The organism is Acinetobacter sp. 197, from assembly GCF_048148385.1.
In the GTDB taxonomy this organism is placed as follows: Bacteria; Pseudomonadota; Gammaproteobacteria; order Pseudomonadales; family Moraxellaceae; genus Acinetobacter; species Acinetobacter pecorum.
The window spans coordinates 324,645-344,507 of sequence record NZ_JAYWZK010000001.1 but is presented as its reverse complement, the minus strand read 5'-3'; the positions used below and the strand labels follow the sequence as shown (position 1 = coordinate 344,507).

Here is a 19,863-nt window from a genome sequence, read left to right as displayed (position 1 = left end):
CTCCTTAATGACCTTTCGCTGGCTGAATCTCTTCTGGATCACGATAAATCGCTTCTGCCTCATGCACGGTCGGTACAGGACTTGCCAAGGCACGGCGAATCACACCAATCGCAGCGAACAACATCACAAAGGCCACAATCATGAAGAAAGCACAAAGTGCAGCATTGATCTGGTTCGACATCGCTACCGTCTGCATTTCAGCCATGGTTTTCGCTGGCGCCAGGATTTCATTATTGGCAATTGCCGTGTTGAAACGGTCAGCTTGCGCAAGGAAACCGATCTTTGGATTTTCGTGGAAAATCTTCTGCCAGCCTGCTGTCATGGAAGTAATGAACAGGAACACTGTCGGAATAATTGTCACCCAGACATATTTCTGTTTTTTCATCTTGAACAGAATGACGGTACCGAGAATGAGTGCCATCGCAGCCAGAATCTGGTTACCGATACCAAACAGTGGCCATAAGCTGTTAATCCCGCCCAGTGGATCGACTACACCCTGATAGACGAAGAATCCCCAGCCTGCAACTGCAACCGCAGTACCCAACAGGTTTCCGAAGAAGTTATGCGACTGTTTCACCGCAGGAATCACGATACCCACGGTATCCTGAACCATGAAACGACAGGCACGGGTACCAGCATCTACAGCAGTCAGGATAAACAATGCTTCAAACAGAATCGCAAAGTGATACCAGAATGCCATCATTTCACGACTGTTGAAAATTTCAGTGATGATATGTGCCATACCAATTGCAAAGGTAGGCGCACCACCAGTACGTGACAAAATCGAGTTTTCACCGACTTCTTGTGCCAGTAAGGTCAAGGCTTCAGGCGTTACCACAAAACCAAGGGTTCGTACTGCTTCTGCTGCACTTTCCGCTGTAGTACCGAGTAATGCGGCTGGCGAGTTAATGGCAAAGTAAATTCCTGGATCCAGAATTGCAGCACAGATCAAGGCCATGATCGCCACAAAAGATTCCATCAACATACCGCCGTAACCGATCATGCGGATATCGCGTTCATTGTTGACCAGTTTCGGTGTCGTCCCCGAAGATACCAAAGCATGGAAACCGGAAATCGCACCACAGGCAATGGTAATAAACAGGAATGGGAACATAGAACCTGCAAATACAGGACCAGTACCATCAACGAATTTGGTAATCGCTGGCAGTTTCATTTCAGGCATGGCAAACAGGATACCCACGGCCAGACCTGCAATCACGCCAATTTTCAGGAAGGTCGACAGATAATCACGTGGGGCAAGCAATAGCCAGACTGGCAGTACCGATGCAATGAATCCATAAATGATCAGCGCCCACGTCAACTCAGTTCCAGAAAGCGTAAAGAATGGGCCCCAATATGGATGTTGTGCGATGTTTTCGCCGTAGATAATGCCCAGCATCATCAGGACAAAACCAATAATCGAGACTTCAGCAATTTTACCTGGTCGGATAAAACGCATGTAGATGCCCATAAAGATCGCAATCGGAATGGTCGCTGCGATACTGAATACACCCCAAGGACTGTTGGTCAGCGCTTTTACCACTACCAGTGCCAGTACCGCTAGAATGATAATCATCACACCTAAGGCACCGAGCATGACCACAATCCCGGCAAAAGTACCCAGTTCCTGCTTGGCCATTTCACCGAGTGATCGACCGTCACGACGGGTGGAAATAAACAGCACCAGGAAATCCTGGACTGCACCGGCAAGCACCACGCCGACCAGTAGCCAGATCGTGCCCGGCAGATAACCCATCTGCGCTGCCAGGATTGGACCGACTAAAGGACCTGCACCGGCAATTGCTGCAAAGTGATGGCCAAACAGAACGCTTTTATTGGTCGGCACATAGTCCAGACCATCGGCCAGACGATGCGCAGGCGTTAAACGGCGTTCATCCAGCTCAAATACTTTATTGGCAATAAATAAACTGTAAAAACGGTAAGCAATGCTATAGACGCAGGCGGCGGCAAGTACCAGCCAGACTGCATTGACATGCTCACCCCGACTCAGTGCCAGCACTCCAAAGGAGACTGCACCCACAATGGCTACCAAAAGCCAAATCATTTTCGAAGTCAGCGTGGACTTCTTTTGTAAAGTTTCCATTCAATCCCTCATATTGTGATGCATACAAATCAGCGTGATTGTTGTTGTTCGAGGTACTGCTGTTTTCCCTTGCGACTTTACGCCTGTTCTTTTGCTTTTCCTCTAAGACTTTGGCATAAAAAAAGGGATGATTTAAATCATCCCTCTCGATAATAGTCTATTTTCAAACCATTATGCACGTTCTAAATAGTCACCAGTACGGGTATCTACACGAACGCTTTCTTCTTGCTGTACGAATAATGGAACACGTACTACAGCACCTGTTTCAAGTTTCGCCGGCTTACCACCACCGCCAGAAGTATCACCACGAACACCTGGATCAGTTTCAACGATTTTCAATACCACGAAGTTTGGTGGGCTCACACTAAGAGGCACGCCATTCCACAACATGATGGTACATTTTTCGTTAGAATCGTCTTTTAACCATTTTGCAGCATCGCTCATTGCTGTTTTATCAGCTGCGATCTGTTCAAAGGTAACAGGATCCATGAAGTTCCACATTTCGCCATCGTTGTACAAGTATTCCATTTCTACTTCAACGATATCAGCAGCTTCTAGTGAGTCACCAGACTTAAATGTTTTTTCTAACACTTTGCCTGATTTAAGGTTACGTAATTTTACGCGGTTAAAAGCTTGGCCTTTACCTGGTTTTACGTATTCATTTTCCATGATTGAACATGGGTTGCCATCAAGCATAACCTTAAGGCCTGACTTGAAATCATTCGTAGAATAATAGGCCATGACTGGCGCACTCCAAACTTACTAACTTTAATCTATAGATGCTATGGGCTGTTGCGATGTCATTTAGCAAGTCTGACACGAACATGATTTGCCACATGCACATTCATTTGATGTTGCGTATTCTAAATGAGCAATACGTCTTGCCGCAATGAAAAAATCCGCTTTTACCTGCTCAGGCTGTCTAAGTTACAATCAGACATGAAAATCCTTTGTTTATTCATGTCTTGCTCAACGTTAGACTGTCATCAGCTTATCATGAAGATCAGCATATCTGAATCGCACCCCATATTAGAGCACAGCGAGTCATTCTGCTTTCTTACAAACTGTTAAACTGTGTCCATCAGGATGTGTCCTCCCACTTAATATTGTTAATCTTCCAGCATGACGAACTATCTATATCAAGAACAAAACTGGCAATCACAACTCAGCGACCTGATCACTGATCCACACGAACTGCTTGAAGTACTGCAGCTTGCACCGGAGCAACTGCTCTCAGGTGCCATCTTGGCTTCCAAGCAGTTTAAATTACGCGTACCACGTGCTTTTGTGAGCAAAATGCAAGCCGGAAACCCTTTAGACCCCCTGCTTTTACAAGTGCTGCCCCATCATCTGGAACTGGAAGAGCATCCGGGATTTGTCACTGATCCCTTGGGCGAAGAACAGGCCAATCAGCAACCTGGCGTACTGCACAAATATAAATCCCGTTTCCTGCTGACACTGACTGGTGCCTGTGCTGTCCATTGCCGTTATTGTTTCCGCCGGCATTTTCCCTATCAGGAAAATCTGCCTAAAAATGAAGACTGGATAAATATCAAGCAATATCTGGAAAGCCAACCCGATATTAATGAAGTGATTTTGAGTGGTGGTGACCCACTGACCTTATCGAACCGAAAATTAAAAACCTGGATTGAACGACTGGAATCAGTACCACATCTCAAATTCTTAAGAATACATTCACGAGTTCCTATTGTGATCCCCAACCGAGTCGACGAAGAGTTACTTAGCATGTTAAAAAACAGTAGGCTACGTATTATTCTGGTGGTACACTCAAACCATGCATCGGAGTTGGACGACTTCACTTGCACGCGTTTAAACCAGCTGGTTCAACACCAGATTACTGTATTGAATCAGGCGGTTTTATTAAATGGGGTTAATAATTCTGCTCAGGTTTTAGTAGATTTAAGCTATCGCTTGTTCGATGCTGGGGTCATGCCTTATTATTTACATGTACTTGATAAAGTAAAAGGTGCCCATCATTTTGATTTGGCATCTGACCATATTAATGAGATTTATACAGAAGTTTTAGCGAGCCTACCGGGGTATCTGGTTCCTAAACTGGTTCGAGAAATAGCGGGCGAGAAGAATAAGACACCGCTTTTTGGGGTTTCAACATTTTTGAGTTAAATAATAAAGATGAGCACGCATACTTCAGACATTTTTCAGACACCGACTGAACTAAAACGAGAGCAGTTGAGCTTTTGCCCAACCACTGCCAAAGCTCTACAGGAATGGGTTGCAGGAATTTCAATTCTACAACTGGGGAATTCATCCAAATCCCTGTTTAATGCCCTATTGGAAGTTTCTGAGCTGAAATGTACAGAAACCCAGCGCTTTGACCTGATTCAGATTTTACATCCAACTCTTGAAAATGTTCTGACCAGCCTGGAAAAGCATTTCGTTAACCAAGGACTGATCACATCGGATCGTAATGACCAGATTATTGAGCTGGCCATGCTGCTGCGCAGTCATTTTGCCAAAATTTATATCGATATCGTTAAGCGCTGCAATCATCAGCTGACGCATCAGAAGTTTTCGCTGTTCTCTCTGGGTAAAAAGAAAAGCATTCAAACTGCCCGGATGGTCTCGATTTATTATGCACTGCAGCAACTTACACTTCTGTTATATCAACAGCATATGCTTTATAGCACGCCAGGACTGGGACAATGGCTGGCCGCTCACCAACTGCTTGAATATGCCATAGATAATAATTTCTATCAAACCAATATCAATCAGGTATTGGGCACCCAGCATGAGATCCAGAATATTGCACATGCCTATTCACAACTGATTTTACTGGATATTTTCAATACTCATCAAATCCGGCCTGCAGAAATCCAAGGGCTGTATTTGTGTAGTTTTGACTGGGCCAAACTGGTACAGATCCTGCCAAAGGAAACCACATTATCCCGTTATGTGGTTGATGCCAGCAAAGACCATCCGCCGATCTTTAATTCCCATCAGGAAGCCCAATTTCAGCCAAGCTTCTATATTTCCACCCAAAATCTGATGGATCATTTAACCGGCACCCAAAGCAAAAATGCCCAGTATCTGTCACGTAATGAAAAACTGTTTCTGACCCCTGCTCTGCATTTTCATATCTATAATCTGCTTTCCAATAATGTCGAGCGCCGTCATGAACGTTATGAGTATTCAGCCCAGATCAACATCTGCTTTGGCTTAACGGTAGCGCATTTTTACCTGTCTAAAGGCAAAAATTTTAACGAAACACTCGAACTTGGTGCCAATTACAATTTCCAGAGCGAAAGTAGTTTTGTCAGTTCGTTGGAAAATTCCATTCCAAGTGGTTTTAGCAGTATTAAGGCGCTCGATCGTGAAACCAAACAGATCCATAGTGCTGAAGTTCTGGATATTAGTGTCAATGGTTACCGGATTAAATGGACCGACGTTACCCCTGCCAACCTGAAAACCGGTGAATTCATCCTGGTTCAGGAAAAAACCCAGAGCCAGTGGCGTGGCGGTGTGATTCGCTGGATCAAGCAGTCAACAGATAAGAGCCTGGAAATTGGCCTGGAAATTCTGGCACAAGAGCTCTTCCCTTGTGCTGCCTATACCCGTACCGAACGCCATCATGTCAATTATCAACCGGCACTCCTGGTGAAAATGACGCAACTAGATGAGGTTTCGACTAGTCTTATTGTTTCTGGCTCACAGATGTTTAGGGAAAAACAAACCATTCATTTACGTCTCGGTCAGGAAGAAGTCAAAATCTATCTGACCAAAGCACAACTGATTACACAAAGTTTCATCCGTTTCGATTATGAATTACTCAATGATCAGGAAGAAGAAAGGATCGAAAACTTTATCGATCAGCATATGAATGAAAGCAGAAATCATGATTTATGGGAAGCATTGAAGTGAGAAATCCATTATTGTCTAAAAAGTTAAAACGTACTGAAACACGTTTACTCATTATTGATGATAATCAAATTAGATATAACCAAATCTGTGATCTTCTGACGAATAATGATTATCAGGTCAATGCTGTTCTGCTAGATGACCTGAAATCTTTTGAAAAGCAGTTAAATTTCAACTGGGATCTGATTATTTTTGGCCGTGCATATGACCTTAAATATGAACAGGCCTTAAGTCTGGTGCGTCTTTCGCAGCAACCCAATCTGCCGATGATTTTGCTTAAACCAGATGATTACCGCGCTGAACAATATGCACAATATATCCATAAAGGGATCTATGACATTCTCAATTTCGATTACCTGGAACGCTTTTATGTGGGACTGGTTCGAGCATTGTCATTCAGCCGTTTATCGCAGACCCAGCAATATTTAATGAATGAACTGGAAACGGCACAGATTCAGGCACAATCTTTAGTAGATGACAGCAACCGGGCTGTCGCAACCATTCAGGAAGGGATTCATATTCAAGCCAATGCAGACTACCTGAAACTGTTTGGCCTGCAAAATGAAGATGAAATTATTGGGTTACCACTTCTGGATCTTCTTCAGCCTTCAGACTTAAATGATTTCAAAACACGTTTCAAAAAGATTTCTCAAGGTCAGTTTGATTTAGGTCGGGTCGAAATCCAATCCCTTAATCCCCAGGTATCAGCATCGGGTCCTTTAAAACTGGAATTCTTGCCCTCAACCTCTGAAGAAGATGCAGTGCAAATTAGCATTGATACCCAGTCGCAAGCCGTTACTACCGAGAAGACTGCAGGAAAACCAAGCACTTTCCAGTTACTTAAGCGCGAACTGAACAAGCAGTCTGCACCTGCTAATGCCTTGGTCACTTTCTCCTTCGGTGCTTATGACCCAGAACTTCTGCAATCCGACTGGACTACTTTTAGTGGGTACTTTAATACAGTCAAAGAGTTCCTCATGGAGCAGACCCGACTTCCACTATTTAAACTCGAATATGACGTCATTGTTGGTCTGTTCCAGGCAGATTCTAAAGCAATTCTTGAATCCAAACTGATCAGTTTAAATGCCTTAAGCAAGCCACAACTTATTACAGTAGGACAAAAGTCATTCCCTCTGAATTTACGCTTGGGCTATGTCATGCTTGAACAGGGATTGCAGGATGAAATACATTGCAATACATTGATTGCACAAGCATTCTCTACTCCATTACCTCAAGCAGAAGTGGCGTCTGAATTTAAACTCGACATTCCATCTTCATCGAGCAGTCCAAGCTCTTTAAATATGCCGAGTATAGACTTCAGTGTTGCTGACAAACCAGTTGCCAGCCCAACAGTTGCGACGATCAGTCCAGCAGTCACCTCTCTTCCGAGCACCACACCTTCTATTTTAAAAACTTTAAGTGAATGTCTGGAACGTGGTGAAATTCATCTGAAATATCAACAGCTTTATGATAAAGAAGATACTGATCTGTACACGTATGAAGTGACCAGCGGCTTTATCTTTGAAAATAAATGGCAGGATATTTCCAATCTTGTAGAACTTCGTGAAGATGATGAGCTGTCCATTAAACTGGACCGCTGGATTCTGGTAGAATCCAGTAAGCAGCTACATAACTTTATTGTTCAGTATCCAGATGCCCGTTTAATCGTGAACTTAAACCGTGCTGTACTGTTTAAAGACCGTACTTTCCCTGAATTTATTTCCAAACTGATTACGATCATCCGCAGTAAGCAGCAGCATCCGCTCACCCTACAGTTTTCTGAAGAAGATATCTTGATGAACCAGCAGGATGCCCAGAAATACCTGAGAAATTTACGCGAGCATGGTGCACGAATTTCACTGCGTGACTTTGGTCATTCTATGTACAGCGAGACTTTATTGCGCGAGTTCGATATCAATGCCCTGTCCTTGCACACCGAATTGACCCAGATGCTCAACAGTGACACCGGTATTGAGCAATTGCAAGAAAAAATCACCGGCTATAATGATATTAAGCCAGTTAATATTGTGATTCGTGAACTAAATGACATGACCTTGTTTGCCAATGCCTGGAATGTAGATGCCCGCTTTATTGAGGGTAATTATTTCCAGAAAAAACTGGATCATTTAATAGATGTACAAGAGCATTAACAACTTCTACACAGCTGAAATTCAGAAAATAAGCTTATAGTTTTCTGAATTTCAGGCACAAAAAAACGGGCTTCAAGCCCGTTTTTTTCATTTTGGGTATTAACGTTTAACAGAACGTGACATACCAGCAAAACGTTGTTTGAACTTGTCGATACGACCGCCAGTGTCAACATTCTTTTGCTTACCAGTATAGAATGGGTGGCAAGCTGAACATACGTCTAGATAAAGAGTTTCTTTACCAAGAGCTGAACGAGTTTCGATTACGTTACCACATGAACAAGTAGCAACTAAAGTATCATATTTTGGGTGAATATCGGCGCGCATCGTCGATTACTCCATTAGGTTCAAGAAGGTTTAGCTGTCATCGCTATTGATCACTCTCAACTGAGGAAGCAGAAACAATGTTCATGCAGATCAACACCACAACAGACCATTCTTTTGGCCCACCGAGACGGATACCGTCAGAGCTAAGCACAACAAGTGGGCATTATTATACGTGAAACGAATGCAATATGCGAATTATTCTTCTATTTCTGCTGCTAACTCTGATTCATCTTCTTTGGCCCACAGATTAGCAATAATTCCGCACACCATCAGCTGAATCTGATGGAAAATCATGATCGGCAAAACAATCATACCTAATGGCTGACCAATAAATAAAATTTGCGCCATCGGCACTCCACTGGCCAGGGTTTTTTTAGAACCACAAAAGAATGCCGTTTTCTGGTCAGCGCGGCTAAAGCCCAGCCAGCGCGGAATATAAAGTGATAACAGCATTACAATGGTAAGCAATACCGAGCAGGCCAGTAATAGCAATAACAGGGTACCCAGGCTAACCTCATTCCAGAGTCCGGCCACTACAGCACTGCTGAAAGCCCCATAAACCACCAAAAGAATCGAGCCTTGATCGAAAATCTTGACGATTTGTGGCACCTTCATCATGTAAGGATAAATCCAGGGACGCAACACCTGCCCAAGAACAAACGGCACCAGTAGTAGCAATGTAATCTGGATAATCGAGGTGGTCGGGTCAAAATCATGTTCAGATTGACCAAGAATAAAAAATGCCACCAGGACCGGAGTAATAAACATTCCAATAAGATTGGAAAAAGAGGCACTACACACAGCCCCGGCAACGTTACCATGTGCCACTGAGGTAAAGGCGATAGAAGACTGCACCGTAGAGGGCAAGAAACACATAAACAGGAAGCCCCAATACAGCTCCTGCCCGAGCATCGGCAATAAAATTGGCTTGGCCAAAAGTCCTAAGATTGGAAACATGACGAAAGTCAGTGCAAACACTAAAGTATGTAATCTCCAGTGCATAATGCCTTCTACAACTGCCTCGCGAGATAATTTGGCACCATGCAAAAAAAACAGGATGGCAATGGCTCCCGTTGTTACCCAGCCAAAGACTCCAGCCGCCTGCCCTGAAACGGGCAATACACTGGCCAGCAAGACCATCACAAATAACAGTATCGTAAAACGATCCAATGCCAAGAATTTAAGCATATCCCTTTAATCCCTCAAATTTTAGATTTTATTGTTTGATATAAAAATGCCCGGCTATCTTAACAGATGCCGGGCTGATACTACGCATTCAGCTTGATGTAATATATTCATCTATACATGAATATATTTCACTACACCACGCTTAGTTGTTACGTGCATCCTGATCCTGCTGGATCAGCTCGATTTTATAACCGTCTGGATCTTCTACAAATGCAATCACAGTCACGCCACCTTTCATCGGACCGGCTTCACGCACGACGTTACCGCCACGCGCTTTAATTTCTTCACATGCCTTGTAAGCATCATCAACTGCTATCGCAATATGACCATAGCCATTGCCCAGCTCATAATGGTCTGTATCCCAGTTATGCGTCAGCTCTAGCACGGTATGATTTTCTTCATCGCCATAACCGACAAAAGCCAGGGTAAAACGACCTTCTTCGTAATCACGCTTACGAAGCAGAGTCATGCCAAGTACTTCAGTATAGAACTTGAGAGACTGTTCTAAATTGCCTACACGTAACATGGTATGCAGCATGCGCATATTAATCATCCTTTTGTACAGATTGTTGTTGGTGTTCACCGAGCAATTTTGCAACCCAGACTACCAGAATCAGAATGGGGATCCCGATTAGAGTAGTCATTAGGAAGAAGTTCGGATAACCGATATGGGTGACTATAGTACCCGAATATCCGCCTAAAATCTTAGGCGTCAGGGTCATGAGAGAGCTAAAAATCGCATATTGAACGGCGGTAAATGAGACACTGGTCAAGCTCGATAAGAACGCAATAAATGCAGCACCTGCAAGCCCGGCGGCCAGGTTATCGACAATAATGGCAAAATAAAGCCACTTGTCGCTATAAGGTTTAATTACCTTACCACTGACCTCGACTGTATCTGAACTGTTGTTATCTACCACTGCTAAAGGTTGGATATCAATATCCAGATTCGGGGTATGGGTCAACTGTTCATTGACCTGATAAACATGGGTTGTTTGTTGCAGTGCCTGACCATCTTGCATCAAGACTGCACTGATAATATGTGCGGGTGACTGGATCAGTTGCTGTGCTGGAATCGCGGCAGTAAATATGCCCTCACTTTCCAGTTTCGCATCAATATTCTGGTCGTTAATCTGCAACACGATCTTTTGATTTTCTGGCAGTGCTTTACCGACATACTGGCCACGCACCACAATGGTCTTGTCCTGTTCAGCAGCTGTAAGCGTATTATCACTCGTAATCGGCAGGATCTGTAACTGGGTGCTGCCCGGTTTTTCAGTTAAATACGGCATACTGACTTGTACCGGGGCCTGATCAGTAACATCTCCATCCAGATAAGCAGCCGATACTTGTAACTGCTTGCTTTGCGCCAGCACGGCACTCGGTAGCTCCAGCTTCCAGTAACCAACTTCATCTGTATCTGCCTGATAAACCTGATTAGCCACCCTAACTTCAACAGCGGCCAGTTGTTCACCTGACTTGACCAGCCCAATAAAAATGAGATTGGTCAAACAGGCCAGTAGAGCACCGACAAACATCAGTTTCATGATATTCATTTTCTGGGCCAGCAACCCACCCAGAAATCCGCCGATCAAAGAGAAAATAACGCCATAAACTTTGACCGCCTCAGCAATTTGCTCTTTACTGAAATTCAGGTCCTGATAAAAGACATTGGAAATCACCCCGGCAATAATATCGGAAACCCGATAAAAACCAATCAGCAATAACAGCACCAAAGCCAGCTTCAAACCATACCGTTTAAAGAAATCGGCAACCGGATCAACCCAGGTTTCATAGGCCATCTGCTTGTTGACTGCACCCATTTTTACCAGGCTGGTGCCAACGGCAAAGGCTACTGCACCCGAGCCAATAAAACGTAAAGCTTCAAAACAGAACAAGGCAAAGGTATCTTGAATGGCAAACTGTTCCGTGACGCTGGCCACCAGATTGCCCGAATAGACATAGCTCAGTACAAAACTGATGACCGCAACAAAAAACACTGCGACCAGACGAAAATAGTCACTGCGTACATAGTGCTTGCGTACCCGGTTAACCTGTGGTTCCCGGATGGACAGTGTGGTGACAATACCCACCATCATGACCGCAGCCATCGCCATATAGGTCCATTTCCAGGCATCATAAATATAGTTGCCTTTCGCCGTACCCAGATAGGCAGCCAAAAATAATGCCCCGGCACCTGCAACAATCATCCCGATCCGGTAACCGGCATTATAGGTGGCAGCCAGCACAGTCTGCATCTGGGTTTCTGCCAGCTCGATCCGGTAAGCATCAATCACAATATCCTGCGTTGCTGCGGAAAAGCCGAGCAGCACTGCCCCCAGTGCCATTTGCTGTAAATGGGTCGTTCCTAGCGCAGGATCAGAAAATGCCATAATCAGAATGGCACAGACAATCAGAATCTGGGCGATCAGCAACCAGGCACGACGGCGTCCCAGGGCCTTGGTCAAAAAGGGCACTGGCAGTTCATCAATGAGCGGAGCCCAGACAAATTTAAAAGAGTAGCCCAATGCCGCCCAGCTAAAGAAAGTTACAGCACTTTTGCTGATTCCGGCCTCACCTAACCATAAAGACAGACTGGAAAAAATCAGAAGAATCGGCACACCAGCCGAAAATCCCAAGAACAGCATAATCAAGGCACGTCGATCTAAAAATGCTGTAAATGCGGATTTCCAACCCGTCGTTTGTGTTGTCATTGCTTTATTATTTTCCGCAGAAAAACCAATTGCTGCTATTCAATCCTGTAATAGCGTATCTTTCAACAAGATTTATATATTTATCACATTTCCGGTTTTTATTTTCTGGGAAAAGCGACATGTTGGCTTGAATTTTTCAAGTAAATCTGTATACCTTAACTCTCATCAACGTAATATTTCGTTTTGGATTTTCAACAGTGACCCAGAGACTCGATCAAATTAATTCTTCTATCGCCAGCAACAATACGACAACACCAGAAAATATCCGCTCAGATTTACTCATCTCGGCATTTGAACAAAGTGAAATTCAAAACACCCTTGAGCATACCCGCTTAAAATCAATACAACTGACGCATATTCCTAATCTAGAAAAAATTCCTGCGTCTACCAAAAGGATCAAGCCCCTGAATAATTTTCTGGGCCAAGATCGTGCACGTGCTTCAGTCGAGGCCGGGATTGCCCTGCCTTATTCCGGTTATAACATTTTTGCCGTCGGTACAGCAGGTCTCGGTAAACGCACTATGGTGAAGCGTTTGCTACAGCAGCATGCCAAAACCATGGATACTCCTAACGACTGGGTCTACGTCAATAACTTTCAGAACCAGCGTCAGCCGCTTGCACTGGAACTGCCTCCTGGGCAGGCACCAAAATTTCAGGCGATGTTAAATCAAAGCTGGCAAACCATCCTGAAACAGCTTGAGCGCCGTTTTACTGCTGAAAGCTATCACAACCGCATTGAAATGATTCGCCAGGAAACCGGGGATGAACAACAACAGGCACTGATTGAACTCACCAAAGAAGGTGCAGAACTGGATCTGAAGCTGATCTCGCGACACGATGAGCACTGTTTTGTACCTGTGCATTTGATCGATGACAAATTGCAGGAAATGTCTCAGGAAGATCTAAACGCATTAAGCAACAAAGATCGTGCCGAACTCGCTTCCAACATGCGCTATATGGATAAAAAGCTGGAACGTCTAGGGCTACATCTGGGTGATCTGGAAGATGATGCACGCGATCGCGTACAGGTGCTAAATCGTGATATTGCCAAGCAGGTGGTTCTGCCACGAGTAGAACAGATTCTGGCAAAATTCAAACATGTGGAAGGTCTGGAAAACTACCTGAAATATTATGCTGAAGATATTATTAACAATGTCGAAATTGTGCTGGAACAGGAAGAAGACGATTTCACTCCGGCACTGTTCAGTCGCGTTCCGGCACGTTATCAGGCCAATGTGATTATCACACATAAGCCGAACAGTGGTGCGCCGGTGATCTTTGAAGATTTTCCAACCCATTACAACTTGCTGGGTCATGTAGAACAGCTGACCCAAAATGGCACGATCACGACTGATTTTACCCTGATTCGTCCAGGCAGTTTACATAAGGCCAATGGCGGCTTCCTGATGCTGGAAGCAGAACAACTGCTGGAACAACCTTATGCATGGCAAGGTTTGAAACGCGCGCTTAAATCCGGGCATTTAAAACTGTCTTCACTTGAACATATGATCACGCTGACCGGCAGTATTTCGATCGAACCTGCATCGATTCCTTTAAATATCAAGGTGATCTTGCTGGCGGAGCCTGAAATTTATTATGAAATTTTAGAGCTTGAACCTGAACTGGGCAGCATCTTTAAAATCCGTGCTGACTTTACCGATACATTACAACGTAATGACGACAACGAGCAGGCCTATATGCAACTGATTGCCGACTATGTGCAATCCGATAAATTATTGCCTTTTGACCGTTCTGCTCTGGCCGCATTGCTTACAGATTCCAGCCGTCAAGCCGAAGATCAAAGTTCATTGTCATTACATGCCCTGACACTGGGTGATCTGATCCGTGAAGCACATCATCATGCTTTCAAGGCAGGTGACAAGATGGTTTCAGAAAAACACATCAATACCGCACTGGATCACCGCAAATATCGTCTCGGCTATTTACGTGAACTTTACTGGCAGGATCTGACCCGTGGTACCCAACTGATTGAAACCCGTGGCCATCGTCTGGGACAGATTAATGCCCTGTCGGTGATTCATTATGCTGATGTTGAATTTGGTCTGCCTTCACGTCTGACGGCTTCGGTGTATCAGGGTGGCGGTGATATTCTGGATATCGAACGCAGTGTAGAACTCGGTGGATCTCTGCATGCCAAAGGTGTGTTACTGATGGCGTCTTTCCTGAAAGCACATTTCGGTCGTGAACAGACCTTGCACTTCTCTGCCGCATTGGCCTTCGAGCAAAGTTATGGTCAGGTTGATGGTGACAGTGCCACAGTGGCAGAACTTTCAGCTCTACTTTCAGCCATCAGCCAGTTACCAATTGATCAGTCCTGGGCCATTACCGGGTCTATGAACCAACTAGGTCAAGTACAGCCAGTAGGTGGCGTGAATGCCAAAATTGAAGGTTTCTTCGATGCCTGCAAGTTACAAGGCCTGACCGGTAAACAAGGTGTAATTATTCCTCGACAAAATATGCAGCATCTGATGCTGCGTAAAGATGTCACCCTTGCCGTGGAAGAAGGTCAGTTCCATATTCATGCAATTGATACCATTGATCAGGCATTAGAAATCCTGATGGCTCGACCTGTGGGTACGCTGGATAAAAAAGGACGTTATAGCAAAAATTCAATCTATGCCGCAGTGATGGCACAGCTGGATTATTGGCAAGCGATTGAAGATGGTGCCGAACTGGTTGAAGTACCAAAGAAAAAGAAAAAAAAGAAGAAAAAAAAGCAAAAAGATAAAGCACCTGTACAAGAGGTCCAGGCCGATTCAGAGGTTCTCGCTGCTACCTTGGCCGCTGAATCAAAAGAACTTGAAAAGACTAAGGAACAGCCAGAAGACTGATTCTGTTCTGCTTGCATTTCTCACTCATAAAAAAAGCGCTTCTGATATGAAGCGCTTTTTTTATTTCTTGGACTTAATTTAAATCTAAATTAAGCTTCAGGTGCCGGGCTGTACTGTTCAACTAAAGGCTTTAACTCACCTTTCTGGAACATGTCGAGCATGATATCACTACCACCGATCAATTCACCATTGATCCAAAGCTGTGGAAACGTCGGCCAGTTGGCGATTTGCGGTAACATCGCACGAATGTCCGGGTTTTCCAGAATGTTTACATAAGCAAACGGACGACCAATCTGACTGAGTGCTTCTACTGCACGAGCAGAAAAACCACATTGTGGAAATTGCGGTGTGCCTTTCATGTAAAGAAGTACTGCATGTTTTGCAATTTGGTCACGAATTAACGCTTCGGTATCGCGTGCTTGTTCAGTCATTGATAAATCCTCAACTCATCTGTCTCGCATTATACCCAAATCCAAGCAAAACAGTATGTCTAAAGCAATATTTCCAATTTTATTTACAATTGCCCTTTAAATCTGAGCGAGTTTTTGCTTATATAAGTTTTTCTTTCCACCTAACAGTTAAGAGTTAGTCATGAATAATATTACCCTCGCACCGGTACAACCTGATCAACCGTCTCACTTGATGCCCGTTTTTGGCCGTCAACCGATCAGCTTTGTCCGAGGACGGGGTGCATATCTTTATACTGAAGATGGTACAGAGTATTTTGATGCCTTAACCGGAATTGCAGTATGTGGTTTAGGTCATGCGCATCCTGTGCTTGCCGAAGCGATTGCCGACCAGGCAGCGACCCTAATTCATACCAGTAACCTGTTTGAAGTGCCTTGGCAAACCGCCGCTGCACAAAAACTGGCTGAAGTAGCGGGGATGGAAGAAATATTTTTCTCGAACAGCGGTGCAGAATCCAATGAAGGTGCAATCAAGATTGCGCGTAAATTTGGTCATATGCAAGGTATCGCTTCTCCAAAAATTATTGTAGCGGATCGTTCTTTCCATGGCCGTACTCTAGCCACCCTGTCTGCCACAGGTAATAAAAAAGTTCAGGATGGCTTTGGTCCGCTAGTTGAAGGTTTTATTCGTGTACCTTTTGGTGATATCGAAGCGATTGAAGAAGCTGCAATCAACCATCCGGATATCGTAGCCATTTTGATTGAACCGATTCAGGGCGAAGGCGGTGTTAATACCGCACCTCAAGGTTTCAGCTATCTGGAAGAGATTCGTCACATCTGTAACCAGCACAACTGGCTAATGATGCTGGACGAAGTTCAAACCGGTAATGGTCGTACCGGTAAATACTTTGCTTATCAGCATACCAATATTGTTCCGGATGTACTTACCACTGCTAAAGGCTTAGGTAACGGTTTCCCGATTGGTGCAGTCATGACCCAAGGTCGTGGTGTTGGTGTACTAACTGCAGGAAATCACGGTTCAACTTATAGCGGTACAGCACTGGGTTCGCGTGTGGTCTATACCATTATCGACATCATGCAAAAAGAAAATATCGTGGCCAATGCTGCTGAAAAAGGTGCCTATATTGTTGAGCAATTGCGTAGCCAGCTTGCAGATCACCAAGTAACTGTACGCGGTTTTGGTCTGATGATCGGGATTGAATTGCCTAAAGACTGTGGAGACCTAGTTAATATTGCACGCGATGAATACAAGATGATTATCAATGTCACCGCAGGCAATGTCGTTCGCCTGTTGCCTACCCTGAACATTACCCAAGAACAGGCGGATCAGCTGATTGAACGTCTGGTCACAATGATTAAAGCTTATTTGGCTTAATACACCAGCCTGAAATTAAAAAAGCCGCTTTAAAGCGGCTTTTTTATTATTCTGCATTCTATGAGGCATTTTGTAACATACGTCCACCAGAAATCTGGCCAAAATATTGTTTCAAGGTTTCAAGGCAACGAAGAATTTTTGTAGGTTGTTGTTCACGTTTCGGCATGACTGCATAAAGGGTAATCTGAGGAAGTCTCCATTCAGGCAAAACTTCAACCAAGGTACCATTCAGCAAGTCTTTCTTAGCATCAAGATATAGAATTTTAGCAATACCATTCCCCTGCAAGCACATTGCTTTTGCGACCAGACCATTATTGGTACTGAAACGGGATTTCAATTCAAACTCTGCTTTTTCCGCGGTATTGACATGCTGAAAATGGAAATACTGGTGGTTTTTGATATGCGTTAAAGGCATCACGTCATGATTTTGCAGATCCTCAGGTCGTGAAATAATCGTACTCTGATTAATATAACTTGGTGCAGCCACCAGAATCTGCTCAATCTGCATCAATGGCACAACCTCAAGGTTATGCTCATCGATTTTTTGTTCGAATCTCAGGGCGATATCAATACGTCCTTCTAACAAATCAACCTCATGATTGTTTGTTTCCAGATGTACTGCCAGGCTACGATGTGCGGATATCCAGTGAGAAAGTGCAGGAATCACATGATTTGCACACAGTTCTGGTAAAGATACAATGCGCAGTTCACCCACAAGATCATCACGTAACTCATTGATCCGGACTTTACCACGTTCAGCAGCAGATAACATTTCTTGACAGCTATGAAAAAAAGCTTGTCCCGCTTCGGTCAGACTTAATTTTCTCGTCGAACGATTTAAAAGTATGACTTCCATATCTTGTTCTAATGAGCGAATCTGTTGACTAACGGCGCTGGTCGTAATTCCTAATTCACGGGCAGCACCGCTAAACGAGTTTTTCTCCACAACACAAGCAAAGACACCCATTGCTCGAAGCTGATCTAACATAAATTTCCCTCTAAACTTATGAGGCGCTCCATCATTTGATAAAAGCAACTTATTGTATTATACGGTGAAATTTTCAGTTTGCATTATTTTTTTAATTGTTTGGCAGCACTGTAGCTGGATTAATAGGTTTGCCGTCTAAGCGCACCTGAAACTCAAGCATGTTCCGGGTGGTCCCTGTCGATCCCATTTCTGCAATTTTTTGACCTGCAGTTACATTTTGACCGCTTTTCACATTCATTTTACTATTATGTGCATAAGCTGTGATATAGCCATTGACATGCTTGATCAAAACCAGATTACCATACTCTTTCAGGCCGTCTGCAGCATAAACCACCTGCCCGTCTGCTGCTGCAAATACCGGATCACCGACATTGCCAGCATAGCGAATGCCCTTGATATTAGACGCCAGATTATACGGTTGTAGAATCGCCCCATTAGACGGTTTTACCCAACGCAGGCCTGCTGCGGTAGATACAGGTGTTACCGGCGTAGCTGTACTGACACGTGGTGTCGTCTGTACTGTCGTTGCGGGCGCGACTGGTGCTGGTGCAGGCACTGCAATTGTTTGGCGCTGGATTGGCGCTGCCTGTGTCACTGCCTGTGTACTAGTACTACGGCGTGCAGTATTATTTTTCAGACGAATCGACTGTCCCACATAAATCCGGTAAGGTGCACTGATGTCATTCATCTCGGCAACACTGATATAGTTCAACCCATAACGTGCTGCAATACCACTCAATGTATCTCCTGAACGCACCGTATAGAAATCAGGAGCCGTTGCATAGCGTGTCGCATTATTCACCTGAGGTTTGGTGGCACAACCGGTAATTATTCCTGTAGAAATAACAACAGTCGATAAAACCAGGGTTTTAATCAGGGCGGCAGGTGAAGCTACGACACATTTCGGTAACACCAAGAACATTATCTTCCTCTCTAATGCTATACGGTTGCAAAATTTCGTTAAGATTAGCAAAGTTTTACGGCAATATACTTGTAATCGCGAGTTTTTCACAAAGTTATAACACTAAGGATGCATTTTCTGCTAATTGTGTTTGCAAATTCCGCAAACTCTCATAATTGGTGGCATCCATCTGGATGGGGGTAATACTGACATAGCCATTGGCTACTGCAGAGAAGTCTGAATCAATCTCGCTATATCCTGGTTTAGGTTCTGCGACTGCTTCTCCGGAGAGTCCAATCCAGTACACTTGGCGACCGCGCGGATCCACATGATTCATCACCGGTTTAGACTGACGGCGACGACTTTGATAAGTGACCTTTTCGCCCTGTAATTCAGCCACATCTGGAATATTAATATTAAAAATATGACGCTCAGGCAAAACAGGCAAACCGCGAGCAATAAAATCATGTACCCATTCGGCGGCCAGCTGATAATCCTGCGTATATTGATAGCTGCGTACATTCGGCCCACTCAATGATACGGCAATCGCAGGGTTTTTACTTAAACGGCCTTCAAAAGCTGCACCGACCGTACCAGAGTACAATACATCATCGCCCAGATTCGCACCGCTATTAATTCCACTGACCACCAGGTCAAACTCAAAATCAAACAGGCCGTTCATTGCCAAGTAGACACAATCTGCCGGTGTGCCATTGACAGCCCAGACATCTGGGGAAATCTGGATGGGGCGTAGAGGGCGATCCAGAGTTAAAGCACTGGAAAATCCGCTGCGTTCACTTTCGGGTGCCACAATAACTACCCGCCCCAGAGGTTTTAAAGCTTTTGCCAAAGCCTGAATACCGGGTGCCAATACACCGTCATCATTTGAAACTAAAATATTCACTGAAAAAATCTCGTTACTTTAAAAAATGACTAGTTAGG

15 protein-coding genes are annotated in these 19,863 nt (G+C 44.3%); 5 read left to right on the top strand and 10 right to left on the bottom strand.

What is annotated here, in order from left to right; translation table 11 throughout:
• Nucleotides 1-4: 4 nt before the first annotated feature.
• Nucleotides 5-2,104, bottom strand: coding sequence for a carbon starvation CstA family protein (locus tag VXQ11_RS01580; RefSeq protein ID WP_064095460.1), 2,100 nt, complete (start codon nucleotides 2,102-2,104; stop codon nucleotides 5-7).
• Between the two features lie 171 nt (nucleotides 2,105-2,275).
• Complete coding sequence (efp, locus tag VXQ11_RS01575) at nucleotides 2,276-2,845, bottom strand: elongation factor P (protein ID WP_064095461.1); 570 nt, start codon at nucleotides 2,843-2,845, stop codon at nucleotides 2,276-2,278.
• A gap of 381 nt (nucleotides 2,846-3,226) precedes the next feature.
• Between efp and epmB the strand changes: the two genes are divergently transcribed.
• From epmB to VXQ11_RS01560, 3 genes are read left to right on the top strand one after another with little or no spacing between them, the layout of a single operon-like run.
• Nucleotides 3,227-4,249 carry an EF-P beta-lysylation protein EpmB gene (gene epmB, locus VXQ11_RS01570; protein ID WP_416680001.1) on the top strand — a complete coding sequence of 341 codons (1,023 nt, stop codon included), beginning with the start codon at nucleotides 3,227-3,229 and terminating at the stop codon, nucleotides 4,247-4,249.
• Between the two features lie 9 nt (nucleotides 4,250-4,258).
• On the top strand, nucleotides 4,259-6,004 hold the full coding sequence (locus VXQ11_RS01565) for a GTPase (protein ID WP_416705251.1): 1,746 nt from the start codon (nucleotides 4,259-4,261) through the stop codon (nucleotides 6,002-6,004).
• Complete coding sequence (locus VXQ11_RS01560; RefSeq protein ID WP_416705250.1) at nucleotides 5,986-8,151, top strand: EAL domain-containing protein; 2,166 nt, start codon at nucleotides 5,986-5,988, stop codon at nucleotides 8,149-8,151. Before VXQ11_RS01565 ends, VXQ11_RS01560 begins: the two co-directional genes overlap by 19 nt.
• Before the next feature lie 99 nt (nucleotides 8,152-8,250).
• On the opposite strand, the gene rpmE is transcribed toward VXQ11_RS01560, so the two are convergent.
• From rpmE to VXQ11_RS01540, 4 genes are all read right to left on the bottom strand, one after another.
• Nucleotides 8,251-8,475: a 50S ribosomal protein L31 gene (gene rpmE, locus VXQ11_RS01555; protein WP_081406336.1), complete on the bottom strand. Its 225-nt coding sequence runs from the start codon at nucleotides 8,473-8,475 to the stop codon at nucleotides 8,251-8,253.
• Nucleotides 8,476-8,670: 195 nt separating this feature from the next.
• Nucleotides 8,671-9,663 (bottom strand): bile acid:sodium symporter family protein, encoded by a 993-nt coding sequence (locus tag VXQ11_RS01550; protein WP_416705249.1) that lies wholly within the window; start codon nucleotides 9,661-9,663, stop codon nucleotides 8,671-8,673.
• 142 nt (nucleotides 9,664-9,805) lie between these two features.
• Nucleotides 9,806-10,207, bottom strand: a complete 402-nt coding sequence (gene gloA / locus VXQ11_RS01545) for a lactoylglutathione lyase (protein ID WP_064095466.1) — start codon at nucleotides 10,205-10,207, stop codon at nucleotides 9,806-9,808.
• Between the two features lies 1 nt (nucleotide 10,208).
• Nucleotides 10,209-12,377, bottom strand: coding sequence for an AmpG family muropeptide MFS transporter (locus VXQ11_RS01540; RefSeq protein ID WP_416705248.1), 2,169 nt, complete (start codon nucleotides 12,375-12,377; stop codon nucleotides 10,209-10,211).
• Between the two features lie 197 nt (nucleotides 12,378-12,574).
• Here VXQ11_RS01540 and VXQ11_RS01535 point away from each other — a divergent pair, with 197 nt between their 5' ends.
• Complete coding sequence (locus tag VXQ11_RS01535) at nucleotides 12,575-15,229, top strand: Lon protease family protein (protein ID WP_064095468.1); 2,655 nt, start codon at nucleotides 12,575-12,577, stop codon at nucleotides 15,227-15,229.
• Nucleotides 15,230-15,318: 89 nt separating this feature from the next.
• Here the strand turns inward: VXQ11_RS01535 and grxD are convergent, their stop codons facing one another.
• A complete protein-coding gene (grxD, locus tag VXQ11_RS01530; RefSeq protein ID WP_064095469.1) occupies nucleotides 15,319-15,660 on the bottom strand; it encodes a Grx4 family monothiol glutaredoxin in 342 nt (113 codons plus the stop codon).
• 160 nt (nucleotides 15,661-15,820) lie between these two features.
• Here grxD and VXQ11_RS01525 point away from each other — a divergent pair, with 160 nt between their 5' ends.
• Nucleotides 15,821-17,032, top strand: a complete 1,212-nt coding sequence (locus VXQ11_RS01525) for an aspartate aminotransferase family protein (protein WP_064095470.1) — start codon at nucleotides 15,821-15,823, stop codon at nucleotides 17,030-17,032.
• Nucleotides 17,033-17,090: 58 nt separating this feature from the next.
• Here the strand turns inward: VXQ11_RS01525 and VXQ11_RS01520 are convergent, their stop codons facing one another.
• The 3 genes from VXQ11_RS01520 to surE all read right to left on the bottom strand — a co-directional run bounded on the left by VXQ11_RS01520 (nucleotide 17,091) and on the right by surE (nucleotide 19,825).
• Nucleotides 17,091-18,020, bottom strand: coding sequence for a LysR family transcriptional regulator (locus VXQ11_RS01520; RefSeq protein WP_416705247.1), 930 nt, complete (start codon nucleotides 18,018-18,020; stop codon nucleotides 17,091-17,093).
• 91 nt (nucleotides 18,021-18,111) lie between these two features.
• Nucleotides 18,112-18,942, bottom strand: coding sequence for a peptidoglycan DD-metalloendopeptidase family protein (locus tag VXQ11_RS01515; protein WP_416705246.1), 831 nt, complete (start codon nucleotides 18,940-18,942; stop codon nucleotides 18,112-18,114).
• A 94-nt stretch (nucleotides 18,943-19,036) separates the two neighbouring features.
• Nucleotides 19,037-19,825: a 5'/3'-nucleotidase SurE gene (surE, locus tag VXQ11_RS01510; RefSeq protein ID WP_064095473.1), complete on the bottom strand. Its 789-nt coding sequence runs from the start codon at nucleotides 19,823-19,825 to the stop codon at nucleotides 19,037-19,039.
• Nucleotides 19,826-19,863: the final 38 nt, after the last annotated feature.

Coding starts and splice junctions, on each gene's coding strand:
- VXQ11_RS01580 (WP_064095460.1), bottom strand. CDS start 2,104: ATGGAAACTTTACAAAAGAAGTCCACGCTGACTTCGAAAATGATTTGG.
- efp (WP_064095461.1), bottom strand. CDS start 2,845: ATGGCCTATTATTCTACGAATGATTTCAAGTCAGGCCTTAAGGTTATG.
- epmB (WP_416680001.1), top strand. CDS start 3,227: ATGACGAACTATCTATATCAAGAACAAAACTGGCAATCACAACTCAGC.
- VXQ11_RS01565 (WP_416705251.1), top strand. CDS start 4,259: ATGAGCACGCATACTTCAGACATTTTTCAGACACCGACTGAACTAAAA.
- VXQ11_RS01560 (WP_416705250.1), top strand. CDS start 5,986: ATGGGAAGCATTGAAGTGAGAAATCCATTATTGTCTAAAAAGTTAAAA.
- rpmE (WP_081406336.1), bottom strand. CDS start 8,475: ATGCGCGCCGATATTCACCCAAAATATGATACTTTAGTTGCTACTTGT.
- VXQ11_RS01550 (WP_416705249.1), bottom strand. CDS start 9,663: ATGCTTAAATTCTTGGCATTGGATCGTTTTACGATACTGTTATTTGTG.
- gloA (WP_064095466.1), bottom strand. CDS start 10,207: ATGCGCATGCTGCATACCATGTTACGTGTAGGCAATTTAGAACAGTCT.
- VXQ11_RS01540 (WP_416705248.1), bottom strand. CDS start 12,377: ATGACAACACAAACGACGGGTTGGAAATCCGCATTTACAGCATTTTTA.
- grxD (WP_064095469.1), bottom strand. CDS start 15,660: ATGACTGAACAAGCACGCGATACCGAAGCGTTAATTCGTGACCAAATT.
- VXQ11_RS01525 (WP_064095470.1), top strand. CDS start 15,821: ATGAATAATATTACCCTCGCACCGGTACAACCTGATCAACCGTCTCAC.
- VXQ11_RS01520 (WP_416705247.1), bottom strand. CDS start 18,020: ATGTTAGATCAGCTTCGAGCAATGGGTGTCTTTGCTTGTGTTGTGGAG.
- VXQ11_RS01515 (WP_416705246.1), bottom strand. CDS start 18,942: ATGTTCTTGGTGTTACCGAAATGTGTCGTAGCTTCACCTGCCGCCCTG.